This is a genomic window from Pseudoalteromonas undina, assembly GCF_000238275.3.
Lineage (GTDB): Bacteria > Pseudomonadota > Gammaproteobacteria > Enterobacterales > Alteromonadaceae > Pseudoalteromonas > Pseudoalteromonas undina.
On the sequence record NZ_AHCF03000003.1, the window covers coordinates 2,348,175 to 2,362,715 of the forward strand.

Annotated in this window: 10 protein-coding genes; 5 read left to right on the top strand and 5 right to left on the bottom strand. The window is 39.7% G+C overall.

All coding sequences use genetic code 11. The features are described 5' to 3' along the window. Positions 1 to 42: 42 nt before the first annotated feature. Complete coding sequence (locus PUND_RS14545; RefSeq protein WP_010392291.1) at positions 43 to 1,884, top strand: M1 family metallopeptidase; 1,842 nt, start codon at positions 43 to 45, stop codon at positions 1,882 to 1,884. 50 nt (positions 1,885 to 1,934) lie between these two features. Here the strand turns inward: PUND_RS14545 and PUND_RS14550 are convergent, their stop codons facing one another. Beyond that, the gene (locus PUND_RS14550) at positions 1,935 to 2,537 is read right to left on the bottom strand and encodes a DUF2057 domain-containing protein (RefSeq protein ID WP_010392289.1); all 603 of its coding nucleotides are present in this window, start codon (positions 2,535 to 2,537) and stop codon (positions 1,935 to 1,937) included. A 92-nt stretch (positions 2,538 to 2,629) separates the two neighbouring features. Here PUND_RS14550 and PUND_RS14555 point away from each other — a divergent pair, with 92 nt between their 5' ends. The 3 genes from PUND_RS14555 (at position 2,630) to PUND_RS14565 (ending at position 6,106) form a co-directional block, all read left to right on the top strand. After that, positions 2,630 to 3,001, top strand: coding sequence for a histidine triad nucleotide-binding protein (locus PUND_RS14555; RefSeq protein ID WP_010392287.1), 372 nt, complete (start codon positions 2,630 to 2,632; stop codon positions 2,999 to 3,001). A 211-nt stretch (positions 3,002 to 3,212) separates the two neighbouring features. Continuing rightward, positions 3,213 to 3,869 (top strand): helix-turn-helix transcriptional regulator, encoded by a 657-nt coding sequence (locus PUND_RS14560; RefSeq protein ID WP_008108518.1) that lies wholly within the window; start codon positions 3,213 to 3,215, stop codon positions 3,867 to 3,869. Between the two features lie 80 nt (positions 3,870 to 3,949). Then, positions 3,950 to 6,106, top strand: a complete 2,157-nt coding sequence (locus tag PUND_RS14565) for a response regulator (RefSeq protein WP_041709752.1) — start codon at positions 3,950 to 3,952, stop codon at positions 6,104 to 6,106. A 66-nt stretch (positions 6,107 to 6,172) separates the two neighbouring features. Here PUND_RS14565 and PUND_RS14570 read toward each other — a convergent pair whose 3' ends face one another. Then, entirely contained in the window at positions 6,173 to 7,597 is a 1,425-nt protein-coding gene (locus tag PUND_RS14570; protein WP_010392281.1) for a mannose-1-phosphate guanylyltransferase/mannose-6-phosphate isomerase, read from the bottom strand. Between the two features lie 58 nt (positions 7,598 to 7,655). After that, the gene (locus PUND_RS14575) at positions 7,656 to 8,429 is read right to left on the bottom strand and encodes an amidohydrolase (protein ID WP_010392278.1); all 774 of its coding nucleotides are present in this window, start codon (positions 8,427 to 8,429) and stop codon (positions 7,656 to 7,658) included. Between the two features lie 138 nt (positions 8,430 to 8,567). Here PUND_RS14575 and PUND_RS14580 point away from each other — a divergent pair, with 138 nt between their 5' ends. Continuing rightward, complete coding sequence (locus PUND_RS14580) at positions 8,568 to 10,805, top strand: winged helix-turn-helix domain-containing protein (protein ID WP_010392277.1); 2,238 nt, start codon at positions 8,568 to 8,570, stop codon at positions 10,803 to 10,805. 218 nt (positions 10,806 to 11,023) lie between these two features. Here the strand turns inward: PUND_RS14580 and PUND_RS14585 are convergent, their stop codons facing one another. Continuing rightward, positions 11,024 to 12,505: an FMN-binding glutamate synthase family protein gene (locus PUND_RS14585; RefSeq protein WP_010392275.1), complete on the bottom strand. Its 1,482-nt coding sequence runs from the start codon at positions 12,503 to 12,505 to the stop codon at positions 11,024 to 11,026. 77 nt (positions 12,506 to 12,582) lie between these two features. After that, entirely contained in the window at positions 12,583 to 14,361 is a 1,779-nt protein-coding gene (locus PUND_RS14590) for a DUF885 domain-containing protein (protein WP_010392273.1), read from the bottom strand. Positions 14,362 to 14,541: the final 180 nt, after the last annotated feature.

Here is a 14,541-nt window from a genome sequence, read left to right on the forward strand (position 1 = left end):
GATATAAAACCTGCACTTTTTTTATTTGTACTCAAGGTAATTATGAAAATCACACCTCTTTTTTTAAGCCTCGCTATGGCAGGTATGTGCTCGCAAGCAATGGCCAGCGCTATTGATCAAAATTCCTACGCCAACCTTGATGATGTTATCACCACGCATTTAAACCTTGATTTAGACATCGACTTTGCTGATAAGCAATTGGAAGGTTTTGTTGAGCATACGCTACAGTGGCAAAATGCCAACAGTAAAAAGCTAGTACTTGATACCCGTGATCTTGATATTGATAAAGTGATGTATCAAACGGCAAATGGCAATTGGCATAAAGCTAGTTTTAACCTTGCTAACCGCGATGATGTTAAAGGCTCAAAATTAACTATTACCTTTAAAAATCAAGCACAAAAAGTTCGTATTTACTATAACAGCCGCCCAGAAGCGTCTGGCTTACAGTGGCTAACGCCAGAGCAAACTGCCAGTAAAACTCACCCGTTTATGTATAGCCAATCGCAAGCGATTCATGCACGTAGTTGGATTCCAGTGCAAGACACCCCTGCAATGCGCGTAACTTATAATGCGCGCATTCATACCCCTGAGGATATTCGTGCGGTAATGAGTGCTGATAATAAAGATGCTCTTTATAAAGATGGTGATTACCACTTCACTATGCCACAAGCAATTTCACCTTACTTAATTGCAATTGGTGCAGGTAACTTAGAATTTAAGGCCATGTCTAAGCAAACTGGTATTTTTGCAGAGCCAACTATTTTAGACGCCTCGGTTGCTGAATTTAATGACACCCAAGCGATGATCGACAAAACCAATGCCATGTACGGCGACTATGCATGGGGTCGTTATGATTTACTTATGCTACCACCTAGCTTTCCGTTTGGTGGTATGGAAAACCCACGCTTATCATTTATTACGCCTACGGTTGTTGCCGGCGATAAAAGCTTAGTTAATCTGATTGCGCATGAACTTGCACATTCTTGGTCTGGCAACTTAGTGACGAACGCTACATGGGAAGATTTATGGTTAAACGAAGGTTTTACCTCTTACGTTGAAAACCGCATTATGGAAGAGGTATTTGGGCGTGACCGTGCTGTTATGGAACAAGCACTTGATGCAGCTGGCCTGCGTGCGCAACTTAAAACCATTGATGCCCCAGATACACGCCTTAATTTAAAACTAAATGGCCGCGATCCGGATGATGCGTTTAGCTCAGTGCCTTACACAAAAGGTCAGCTATTTTTAATTTACCTAGAAGAAAAATACGGCCGTGATAAGTTTGATGACTTTGTTAAGACCTATTTTAATGAGTTTGCATTTAAATCGCTAACCACTGCGCAATTTGTTTCTTACATCAAAGCTAACTTAATTGAAAAGTATCCAGGCGTAGTGACCATGGATAAAGTAAACGAGTGGATTTTTCAGCCAGGTTTACCAAGTGATGCACCTAACCCAACCTCTGACGCGTTCGATAAAGTCGATACTGCAACAGCGAGCTGGTTAAAAGGGGATACAACTGCCGCACAATTACCCACTACAAATTGGACTGTGCATGAGTGGCTACACTTTTTAAACAACTTACCGCGCGATTTAAGCATTGAAAAAATGACTGAATTAGACGGCGAGTTTAACTTAACCCAATCAACCAACGCAGAACGTGCGTTTGCATGGTACATGCTAGCAGTAGGTAATGGTTACCAACCGATTTACCCTGCGCTTGATAAGCATTTATCGGGTATTGGTCGTCGTAAGCTTATCGTGCCGCTTTATAAAGCGCTTATTACCAATGGTAAAAAAGATTGGGCACAAAGCGTATACTTAAAAGCACGTCCGGGTTATCACCCACTGGCACAAGGTACCATTGACGCATTATTTAAATAGCGTTATCAATAAATTAAAAAGGGCCAACTTGGCCCTTTTTTAATGCTTAATTATTTTGTTACTTTATCTAAAAAAGCCTGCCTTTCAGCGAGCGTTGCTTGTTGCCACCAAAAGTCGAGCATATTGGCAGCGCTTGGCATGCCCTTACCATTAATTGGCGCAATCGGTTTAATTGGGCGGCTTGGTTTTTGTGGACCGGCAGGGGTTTCTGAGGCCTGCTGATTAAACTGTGAACTTTGTAGTTGTCGTTCAGCTATCACATTTAATGGCTCAGCTAAGGTACTGCCTTTTGCTTTTAAGCTTACTTGCGGTGCCTCAGCAAATACTTTCGCTGCCACCGCATTTTCAGCACGATTAAATACTAAGGTGTAATCTTTACCTGCTTCAACAGTTACATTGACCCAAAAAGGCTCTGACTCAATCACTTCGTGATCGTCATAACCTAAATCATATAAATCTGTGTATTTAAGCTTTAACTGATAAGTACCCGGTGCTAATTCAACATCATCAACACGACTAAAAATCGAACTTTCAATGACTCGTTCACCCACTTGTAAAGGAACAAACTCCTCGGGAAAGTGAATGTTTTCTGCCAAACTAGATGCACTCACCAAGAGCGCCGCTACACTGCCTAATAATATTGATTTACGCATAATTACTCCTTTAGTTGATTTCAGTTTGACACTGCTGGCAAAATTTGTCATTAGTGACATACATATTAATCGAACAAATTAGAGTCATCATTATGAGTCAAGAGACTATTTTTACTAAAATTATTAATCGTGAAATTCCTGCTGACATTATTTACGAAGACGACCTAGCACTTGCATTTAAAGATATTAACCCTCAAGCACCCTTTCATGCGTTGATTATTCCTAAACAAGCCATTGCCACGATTAATGATGTCACTGAGGAAAACTCACATCTTGTTGGTCATCTATATGTGGTAGCGGCTAAGCTTGCCAAACAACTTAATTTTAGCGATGACGGCTACCGCGTGGTGATGAACTGCAATGAACACGGTGGACAAACCGTTTACCATATTCATTTGCATATGCTGGCGGGAAAAGAAATGGGCTGGCCTCCGTATCAAAACACTAAAAAAGTTGCGCTATAATCACCCATTAAATCCTGTATCTTAAAAAATACATTAAAAATACGGCGTTTTTCTTATATACCAAAAAAACAATTACTTATTTGCAACATTTTATGTTTAAATAATTGGAAATCGCACCTTTTCTCCAGTGAAATTGTTATTCCCTAATACAAAAGGTGTGCAGGGATCGTGGTAAGATTAATTAGCCAGCTTTATAAAAGAGTAAAAAAACATGAGCAGTTCAGCCTTTTTGTTGTTAGACGAAGAACCAATTAACACTATTGGTATTAACGTTTTAGAGCCTTTGTTAAAAACACAGGGCCTTGACGTAACTACGGGTACAAATATTTTAGATGTTCCGGTAGGTACTCGCTTATTGTTCATTGAAACATCAAGTAAAGACGCGTGGACTAAGCTAAAAGAACAACTCGTTAATTTGCGTATCAAATGCGATATTGTGTTGTTTAATTTAGATGAAAACCCAGAGCTTGCTAATCGTGCATTACTCAGTGGTATTCGCGGTGTATTTTACACCACCGATAATGCTGATGTACTCATGAAAGGGATTCGTTTACTACTTGAAGATCAGCTTTGGTATCGTCGCGATATTATGTGTAATGCGCTTAACCGCATGCTGCAATTTAATAAAGACGCATTACACAAGCTAACCGATGGTGATATTGAGCCAATCAAACTCACTAAACGTGAAAAAGCAATTATCTCGTTAATGAGTAATGGTTCTAAAAATAAAGAAATTGCTGAAGAGTTAAGCATTAGCCCGCACACGGTTAAGACTCATTTATACAGTGCATTTAGAAAAACTAAATGTCGTAACCGTATTGAACTACTCTCTTGGGCACAACAAAATATTCCTGACGAGATTCGTTAAGGCTTATTTTAATAAATTCAATACAGGCACTTTAGGTGCCTGTTTTTATATCTTCTTTAAAAATCGCTGTTGGGGTCTTAATGCTCGACTCATTTACGCTTTATTTTGCCAGTATCGCTGTTATGACAGTGATGACGTTACTAAATTTTTTAACTTGGCGTACCAACAAGCATGTTCCCGGCACGTTACTTTATATTTCCTACCCTTTACTACTATTAGCCGCTATTGTGGGCTTTGCGCTCATAGGTAAAATCCCTGAAAAGCTTGCCATTACCTTTGCTAATAGCATGATGTTTTTAGCGTCCATTGTGCATTGCTTATCGCTGAGTCAGTTTTTAAATTATCGTGGTCGTGGTTTTAAATTTGTTTGCCTATTTACCGCTGCCAGCGCTTTATTGCTTGTTTACTTCACTTTTTTTCAGCCATCTATGCGCTCACGGGTTTATATTTCTGACTTTCAACATATTGTAGAAGCCGCTTTTTTACTATTTGTTTTTTTTAAATATGCGCGAAAACCTTATCCTAATGCCAGTATTGTTTACATTATTATTTTAACCTTGGTTGCAGCCAGTTTTATCACTCGAACTATTTTTATGGATCGCGTTGCACAACAAGATGCAATATTAAACCCATGGTTTGACTCACTATTATTTTTGAACAGTGTGATTGCCCCTATGTTTTATGCAGCCGGTATGGCGCTATTGTGTAATGAACGCAGAGAATTAAGGCTTAATAAACTTACCGAAAAAGCACACAAAGACTTAGAGATTCGCGGGCTCTTTTTATCAACTATAAGCCATGAAATACGCACCCCATTAAACGGCATTTTAGGCAGCGCACAACTGGTGTTAAACCAAACTAGCGACAGCCGCAATAAAGCTTATTGTGAAGCCATTATCAACTCAGCTGAGTCACTCAACTTACTAGTAGATAAAGTGCTGGAATACGCAAGCTTAGATCAGCATGACGAAGCCTTGTACGAAGAAGACATAGAGTTCAAAACTTGGCTACAAAACTTATGCCTGCTGTTAAGTCCTCTGGCCGAACAAAAACAGCTTAAATTTGAGCTTGCCTGTAACATCCCTGATAAAGCCTGTTATTACTGCGACCAACAAAAGCTCAGACAAATCATTATTAATCTTGTTGGTAATGCGATTAAATTTACCGACACCGGCACAGTAAAAGTACAGATTGATTTAATTAATGAAACTCAGCTCGATCATACTCTTAAAGTAAGTGTACTCGATTCGGGCCCGGGTATTGAAAAAGATGAAATTGATTACTTAACTGAGCCCTACATTCAAAGCAGCGCTGGTAAGGAAAAAGGCGGAACGGGGCTTGGTCTGGCTATAACTAGTCGCCTTCTCGATAAAATAAATAGCCAACTAGAAATCACCAGTGAGCTCGGAGTGGGTAGCGTATTTAGCTTTAACATGACACTAGCCATAGGTGAACTTAGCCTTGTAGAGCAGCGCCATCAAAGTAAGGATTATTTAACCGGACTTGATGTGTTACTTGTTGAAGATTTAGATTTAAACCAAAAAATAGCTGTTGAATTTATGGCTGACGACGAGCATAAAATTAAGCTCGCCAAAGATGGCAAAAGTGCGATTGAGTTGATGAAAAAATATCACTTTGATGTGGTGTTACTTGATATGAACTTACCCGACTTAACAGGGCAGCAAGTGCTAAAAACACTCAAACGAGTGGAGCATAAAAATCAGCGAACTCCGGTGCTGGCCTTTACTGCCAGCTTGAGCCCTGATGAAATAAAAGAATACTTAGCACTGGGTATTAAAGACATTGTTGGCAAGCCATTAAAGCAAGAAAAACTACGCCAAGCATTGAGTGATTCACAGTCAACACAAACAGCTAATATTGCCGTCGAGCTGATTGATACGTTATACGATGAAACCGCAACAGAGACCTTAACAAGCTCTTTTAGTATTGATGAAGTATCTTCTATCTATAATGAATTTATTCTTTCTGCTCGTAATAAGCTGAGCCGTTGCCAAGCTTTATTAGAGCAAGACCCCGAGCAATGCATTAAGTTATTACATCGCCAAGCCAGTACCGCAATGCAACTTGGCTTTAATAGCTATGGACTGGCTCTTAAAAAAATAGAACGACGCCTGCTAGATAAAAAACCATTAAATAACTCGTTAAATGAAGCCAGCACACTGTGGCAACACAGTTTAGAGGCGTATTTAAAGTATGTGCGCCAAGGGCTAGGGTAATACGGTTACGGGCTACCAAGTTTCACGACAGTAACAAATGATCAACCATATTTACTATTTATACTGTTATTTTCTACCGTATATATCGTCAAATCGCTCTATATCGCTTTCATCTAAAATGGCACCCGTTTGAACTTCAATAACAACTAAGGGTTCGGGCTGATTATTCGCTAAGCTGTGCAGTTGTTTTGCACCAATATAACAAGATTGGTCGTGAGTCAGCGTCAAGCTTTGCTGGTCAATACATATATCTGCAGTACCTGAGACAACCACCCAATGCTCGGCACGGTGCTGATGACGCTGGGTTGAGAGCCTAGCCCCACTTTTTACGGTAATTTTTTTAACCTTAAAGCCGATACTTTCTACTAGCGTACGATAATTTCCCCAAGGGCGGTAAACCACCTGATGATGCGCCAGTTTGTCATTTTGCGTAATTGCCAATTGCTTAAGTATTAAAGGCAAGCCTTCAAGCGAATCTTGCTTTGCAACCAAGGTAGCATCATGAGTATGAACAATCGCTAAATCGCTCACACCTAAAGTAGCAATTGTGTGTCCATCTTCACTAATAACTAGGTTATTAATACTGTTTTGTGCAATATGTTGCTGATTTTGACTATTGCCCTGCGAATCCTTTTTACTCAGCGCAGCCAGTGCAGAAAAACTGCCGACATCGCTCCACTTTAACGCCACTGGCATTACCACTACATTATTGCTGCGCTCTAAAATAGCGTAGTCAATTGAGTCACTTGGGCAAGCTTCAAGTGCATGGGCATTTGCTCTGGTAAACGCTAAGTCTTTTTTAAAATCAGTAGCATTAGCAACACTTTTAGCTATTTTGGGGGCAAAGCGTTCCAGTTCTTTTAGATATGCCGCGGGAGTAAATAAAAACATACCACTATTCCAACTATAACCGCCCTCAGCTAAATAGGTTAATGCAGTTGCTAAATCAGGCTTTTCCTTGAACTGGTCAACTTCAAAGCAACAGGTACCTTCGATTGCTGCGCCCTGTTTTATATACCCATAACCTGTGTGTGGCTCTGTTGGCGTAATTGAAAATGTAACTAATTTACCTTGCTCAGCAAGTTTAATCGCATCAGATAACTGAGCCGTTAATCCGGTAAAATCTGCAATATGATGATCGGCAGGCATCACCAACAATGGGCCCGTGATATTATTTTTTAAGGCATAGTGCGCGGCAAGGGCAATAGCTGGTGCGGTATTTTTACCTTCTGGCTCAAGTACTATGGCATGGGGTTTTGCAAATGCAGCCTGCTCCGCGGCAATAAATCGATGCTGCTCATTACAGACCAAAATAGCGGGATTAAAGTCCTCAGTTGCAACCCGTAATAACGTACTTTGTAATAATGACTGCTGATTTTTATCATCCAGCAAAGATAAAAACTGCTTTGGCATTGCTTGGCGCGATAGCGGCCAAAGCCGTGTGCCAATGCCGCCTGCTAAAACTACCGGTGTAATAAGGGTTGTATTCATAAAGCCGCCAATAAAAATATCAGCGGCTATTTTAGCACTTTATTGGCTAGGCGCTAATTTATACCAATGTAAAAGCATCTGCATCTAAATGTGCCGGGAATTTAGCTCTAAACTCATCAAGCGGCGCTTTATTTAACGTGATTGTTAATAGTGCTTGCTGGTCGTCATGCGCTTTAATCAGTGGCTCACCTTTAAAGTCATACACTGCGGTTCCACCGCTGTGGTCAATACCATTACCATCTTCGCCAACCCGATTTACGCCAACCACGTAGCACAGGTTTTCCATTGCTCGCGCCATTAATAAGGTATCCCACACATTACGCCTTGCCGCAGGCCAGTTGGCAATATTTATCATCACGTCGTAGTCATTGCTATTGCGCTGAAACACCGGAAAACGTAAATCGTAGCAAACTTGCGGTAAAATTTTAAACCCATTGAGTTCAAACACTTCACGGGTTTGTCCTGCTACTACAAATTCGCCCTCGTTACCCAAACAAAGTAAGTGGCGCTTATCGTAATAACGTACCTCACCACTTGGTTGTACCCAGTAAAACCGATTCGCTTTTTTACGTCCTTGGGTTACCAATACCGAGCCTGCAAATACCGCATTATAGTGCTTCGCCTGTGCCTTTAGCCAACTCAGTACTGAGCCATTTTCAGGTTCGCCACAATCAAGGTTAACCGCAAATCCAGTGGCAAAGGTTTCGGGCAATACAATTAAATCAGGTTGATTGGTGATATTAGCAAGCTGTTTTTCAAACATAGCTAAGTTAGCATCTTTATCAAGCCAGTGTAGCGAACTTTGTAGTAGTACTAACGTTAAATTTAACATGGTGATAGAAGACCTTTATTGCATATATTGATAACAACTAATTATAGTTTACATACAGTAAACAAAAATACCCTAATAACAAACAACATCTGTTATCATTCCGTGGTGATAAAAGTGTAAATAATTAAAGGATTAGGCATGAGGTTAGCTAGTTTTCTCACTAAAGGAAATATTGTCGTAATTGGTGAGTGGCAACTTAACATTGATCTTCAAACTATTAGCGACGGCGATAATACCAGAGAGTTAGAGCCTTTATTATTCAAATTATTATGCTATTTTATTGAGCATAATGGGCGGATAATTCCTCGTCAAGAACTCGCTGAAAAGATTTGGCTACAAAGCTATGTAGATGATAATGCGATAAATCGAGCTATTTCAGAGTTAAGAAAAGCTCTCAAATCAGCAAAACAGCCAGGCCAAAGCATTAAAACCCATTACCGTACTGGCTACAGCTTATTCATTCCGATAACAATGCCAGAAGCGTCTCCAATAATAGCTTCTACAGAATCTGTTGAAACTATTCAAAACGTAGTCTCGGTTCAAAAAAGCACTACTACCTCTAATAATACCTATTTCACAATTGAGCGCTCGCGAAAGCTCATTCTACCTTTACTTAGTTTTATTTTATTACTTGGAGCATTCGTGGCTGTTACAATGACATCCACCGATCAAAAACAAAAAAAACAGCAAACACATTCAGCGCCAACGCCTAAAGAGCTAAAGCTCTCCGCACAAACAATATCTTGGCACAAAGGTACGCATTACAATCTCAAACTGTCCCCACATAAAGATAAGCTTGCTTTTTTAGTTGATAGTATGGACAAGAATACTAAAACCACACTTTACATAATTAATTTAGAAACGGGAAAAGAGCTATTGATCGACTCAGGCTACCTTGTGGTTAATGGCTGGTCTCATGACAGTGAAAGACTATTTTATACCCAATGTAAAAACTCTACCAAGGCAGAATGTGAGATAATTCAAGCAAGCGATTTATTGAGTGCGCAGCCCAAACTTCAACATCTAGATAACCCACTTTTAGATTCAAATTTAAAATATATATATGATTACACTGAAATAGACAACACAGCCATATTTTCACGTAATAATTATCGTAATATTGCTCATTTAACAGCCTTGTATTCATTAGATTTAGATACTAAAGAAGAGATTCGAATTACCAACCCCAATATTAATGGTACCGGAGATTTATTATTAGCCGTCATACCAAATCCAAACCGAATTATATATGAGCGCCATCAAATTACCCACTCTGAAATATATATGTCTAACTTAGATGGTAGCTCTCCTATGAAGCTCTTCGATCAGCCATATAGAACATGGGTTATAACTTATGATAGAAAAAATAATGAACTACTATGGTATAACCGCCATAAAAGCTCGATAGAATCATATTCTTTAGATGAAATGCAGATGTTGCCAGCTATACATGCCCCCATAGCAAGATCTAACTACGCTTTTTCACTAAGCAAAAATAGTATTTTAAGTAGTACAGATCTGCATGATCATGATTTATTAATTTTGGATTTAGATAAAAATACTCAAGCAGAAATTGCTAATTCAGCTAAAAATGAAGCGAATGGCTTCAAATTAGAAAAGCAAAAAACTTACTTTCAAGTAAAAAACTTTCATGGGGTTAGCCATTGGCTAAAACATAATAGTCAATACAAAGACATTACCTCTATTATTGGTAAAAATAATAAGGTAATGGATGCTGATTTAAGCCAGAGTGCATTACTGACATACAATAAAGAAAAATTATTACTAACACTTTTAAACACAAATGACTTTTCTGTCATCGAGCAATGGCCAGCTAGAGGAAGTGTAATAACTGCAAAAATTAACGGCCAATACATCGCCCTATTAAGCACAGACAAGCAGATGAATAGCACATTGAATATTTACGACCGTCAACAATCTACATGGGATAAAGTTGATATCTTAACGCCATTTTCATTTGACTGGATCAATAGCACTGAACTCATTGCAAACAATAAAACCCAGCAACTCATCCAATATGACGTGGTAAGCCACCAATTTAAAAAGCTATCTCTATCGAAAGAGCTACAAAAAATAAAACAATCATTACAGCAACTCAACTACGATAGCGGATTTTTATACTTTACTACCGAAACTGATATTTACAGAGCACCTCTCGATAAGCTTACAAAGGTTGAAACTGTATTTAGCCTCTCGAATAAAGGAATGAGCTTTATACTTGGTAGTAACATTCAAGATAACACTCTTCATCTCTCAGTTTTAAGAGCACGAAATAAAAACTACATTGAGCTTTATACTGACGTCACAAAAAATACGCATGCAACCGAACGGCCTGTGTCTTTTTTTAGTCTCTAATTTAAAGTGCTTAGCATTCTGCCATTGCCTATATAAATAATGGCAGAACACAAGCAACCTCTTCATACCTTGAACTTGCTACTGCGGTAACTTTAACTCTCCCGAAAGAAAGCGAGGAGCATTTAAAATGAGCCTAATAGGCTGAAGCCTCATAAGCCTTTTTTTGCAAGTAGCACAACTATATTGAAACTATAGCTTACTAAAATATCTATTACGACTTATTTATGATTTTCGTAAATTTTGTCTAATGGCTCAGAAAGGCCGCTCTCTTGCACTATACGTACATGTTTACGTTTTAATTCGCGAGCACTGGTAACGCCACAAGAATGTGCAATAAGCCCTGCCCCGTAATGGATGTATTTATTATAATTTGCGACCCGCTGCGCTTTATCTTCAACATTCAAACCACGTTGTAAACGTTCATTATGCGTAGTAATCCCTGTTGGGCAAGTATCTTTATTACATTGCATAGCCTGAATGCAGCCTAGTGCAAACATATGCCCTCGCGCAGAAACTACAAAGTCGGCTCCTAGTGCTAATGCCCATGCGACTTTGGATGGCACAATTAATTTACCCGAAACAATAATTTTAACTCGCTCTCTAAGACCATGTTTCTTTAATAGCTGTATAACTAAAGGAAGGCTTTCTTTAAGCGGTAACCCCACAGAATCTAATAAAGATTGTGGTGCTGCGCCGGTACCGCCATCCGCACTATCAATAGTAATAAAGTCGGGTGCGGACTCAATGCCACGATGATTAATCTCGGCGAATAAACTTTCTAACCAAGTATGTTCACCAATAACCGCTTTAAAGCCTGTCGGTTTACCCGTTGCAGTTCTGATGGTGGTAAGCATGTCTAGAATATCGTTTGGATTTTTTATTTCTGGGTGCCCGTTTGGACTAATCGAATCCTGCCCTTCGGGTATATCTCTTATTTTGGCAATTTCAGCATTCACTTTTCGCCCAGGTAACATGCCGCCTTTTCCGGGCTTAGCACCTTGGCTCATTTTCAGTTCAAACATTTTAACCGCTGGATGTGCAGCAACGGCTTTTAGCTTTTCTGTACTTAAATTTCCCTGCTCGTCGCGTACACCATATTTTGCGGTGCCAATTTGAAATACAATATCGGCACCTCCTTCTAAGTGATATGGGCTAAGGCCGCCTTCTCCCGTGTTCATCCAACATCCTGCTAATTTTGCCCCCTTAGATAGTGCACGCACAGCAGGGCTTGATAGCGCACCAAAGCTCATGCCCGATATATTAAATAGCGAATTTGTGGTGTAAGGAAATTTACAGTAAGGGCCAAGAGTTACGTTGCTCGGCGCTAAGGCTTCTTCATCTAAGGTAGGAAATGCACAGTTCATAAACATGACGGTGCCTGTGGCCTCTAAACTTTGAGTTGAACCAAAAGCGGCCGTGTGATCAACATCTTTAGCCGCGCGGTAGACCCAACTACGCTCGGCACGATTAAAGGGCATTTCTTCACGATCGAGGGCAAAAAAATACTGTCTGAAAAACTCACCTTGGCGCTCAAAGAAATAACGAAAACGTCCAATCACGGGATAATTACGCCTAATAGCATGCTTTGTTTGCGTAACATCTCGAATATAAAAAATAGCAATTAATACAACCAGCAACCCCAATGCAACAATAAATAGGCTGGCAAACACATCGATACTGAACATTATAAACTGACTCATTACTTATCCTTAAATGCTAAAAAAGCGTGATGCCATCAAATAACACCACACTTTTATAGTTTCAAAATAATGCGCTTTTAGCTATCTGTTTTTGCTAACTCCACTTGTATATACAAACGTATTTGTTGCTCAAGCACCGACAAAGGCACTGAGCCATGGCGTAATATTTGATGATGAAACTCACGAATATCAAATTGTTGACCTAATGCTTGCTCAGCCTCTGCGCGCAGACGCTTAATTGTTAACTCACCAATTTTGTAAGACAGCGCTTGTGCTGGCCACGAAATATAACGGTCGGTTTCCGTTTTTACATTATGCAATGAAAGCGCCGTATTATCAGCCATAAAATTCATTGCACGCTCTCGACTCCAGCCATACATATGCATCCCCGTATCAACCACTAAACGTGCAGCACGCCACATTTCGTAGGTTAAACGACCAAAGTTGCTATATGGGTCTTGATAAAAACCAGCCTCAACCCCTAAGTACTCTGAATATAACCCCCAACCTTCACCAAATGCTGATAAATAGGCATCTCGGCGATAGCTAGGTAAGCTTTCAAGCTCTGCATTGAGTGATATTTGTAAATGATGGCCCGGTACGGCTTCGTGCAGCGTTAACGCTTCTAAAGCATAGAGTGGTCGTTTATCTAAAGCGTACGTGTTCACCCAATAGAAACCGGCTTGATCATCACGGCTCGAACCTGAATAGCGCCCAGTAGTGTACTTAGGTGCAATATTGGCGGGCACCGGCGCTACGCCATAGGGTTTGCGTGGTAAGGTATGAAATAATTTAGGTAACTGTGCATCCATTTTTTTGGCAATGTACGCGGCCTCTTTTAATAATTGTTCAGGCGTTGTGGCGTAAAACTGCGGATCAGTACGTAAAAAGTGGATAAATTCTGCAAACGTGCCCTTAAAGCCCACCTCTTTGATGACCGCTTCCATTTCACTGCGAATACGCGCCACCTCAGCTAAACCCAACTCATGGATTTCTTTTGGGGTCATTTGTGTCGTGGTGTAATACTTAGCACGATTTGCATAAAAGGCTTCGCCATTAGGAGTTGACGAAATACCAATATCACTGCGCGCGCCAGGTAAGTATTCAGTATTAAAAAAAGTTAAGTAATCTTTATAGGCTTTAATAACTTGGCCACTGATAGTGGCTTTAGCCTGTTGTTGTAACGCTATAAATTCACTATCACTTAAACCCGCGGTATTGTTTAAAAACGGCTTGTAAAATTCAGACTGTGTTACATCATCAACAATATAGGCAGTAATAGAATCTTGGTAGCCAATTAATACCGCTTTGGGTTGAGTTAAACCAACTTCTAACCCTTTACGCATCCAGCCTATATTTTGCTCAAAAAAGCGCGGCACTTGCTGTAATCGCTTTAGGTAGTTTTGATAATCTTGTGCAGTTTTATAATCCGAGCTATTAACAATAAACGATAGGCTTGAATGAAAGCCATACTCTGACGTTAAAGGCATGTAGTGTGCGTTAAATACATATTCATCAACACTATTTTGCACTTGCGCTCGAATAATACTGTAATTAATTTGATTCTCGTCACTCAGCTTGCTCATATCTATTGCATCTAAATCAGCCAATAACTGGGTGTTTTTTTGATACTGCAGCGCTAAAAAGTCAGCCGATAAGTTAGGTAATAAATAGCCATCAACTCCCTCAGGATTACTATATGGGCTTACATTTTGGCGGTGTTGTACGATATTTTCAGCGGTTTGCGTAAATTGCTGATCGGCATTAATTGTAGTGAGCTGACACGCGCTTAATGAGCACATTAAGGTGACACTTAATAAGGAAAGGCGCATTTTTTTTGAAAGAGATAAATTCATAGTTATTGAGCTTAATGACGTTACAGATGTGGTAAACCTATCTTAGGCTGAATAAATAGCAAATAGATATACGACCAACTGCGAAAAATATACGCCAGCAGTCATTTTATTAACTTAAGTTAATTAGAGTAATTGCTCAAAAAAGCAACGGTTATTGAATTTATAGCGTCATTTTAACCA